Annotated in this window: 1 pseudogene; it reads right to left on the bottom strand. The window is 72.4% G+C overall.

Annotation, left to right across the window (positions count from 1 at the left end):
* Nucleotides 1–456: pseudogene (locus I0Q12_RS34430) on the bottom strand (Hsp70 family protein); the annotation flags it as partial.
* Nucleotides 457–591 lie beyond the last annotated feature (135 nt).

The raw sequence follows: 591 nt of genomic DNA, 5'->3' as shown, positions 1-591 counted from the left end.
GCCAAGATCGTCAAGGGCTCGACCATCGCGGTGTTCGACTTCGGCGGCGGTGGCGGCCTCGCGCAGCACCGCCAGTTCGCGGCCGGACCAGGCCTCGGGGTGGGTGAGCACCACCTCGCCGGGTGGCTGGTTGTTGTGGGCGGTCAGGGCGCGGGTGTGCACGGTGCGCAGCACCGCGGCGATGGTCGCGGCGACCGGCAGGTGGTGGCCGCGTACCAGCATCGACCGGTCGGACACGTGGGCCTTGGGGGCGGCGACGAAGCCGGCGGGGTCGACGGTGGCCTGGTTGACGGCGACCTCGCCGGTGGCGATGCCGCCGTGCGGGTCGAGGTAGACCGAGGAGGGCATCAGGTTGCTGGTGTGGGTCAGCGGCAGGGATTCGACCCGGTCCGGGCCGATGCGGTGTGCGGCGGAGGTGTTGGAGGTGCCGAAGTCGACCGCCAGGACCCAACTCATCGTGTGCTTTTCCCCCTCGAGAATGTCCGGTTCGGGCCGGATGCCGTAATCGGGCGGCAGCCTATGGGACGCGGCGCCGCCGGCACCCGCGGGGCCCGCAGGTGCCGGCGGCGCCGGAAACGACAGCCCGATCAG

Origin of the sequence: Rhodococcus sp. CX (assembly GCF_015865005.1) — a bacterium.
Classification (GTDB): Bacteria; Actinomycetota; Actinomycetes; order Mycobacteriales; family Mycobacteriaceae; genus Rhodococcus.
Note: the sequence above shows the minus strand (reverse complement) of the source record. Positions and strands in the feature narration are given on the sequence as shown.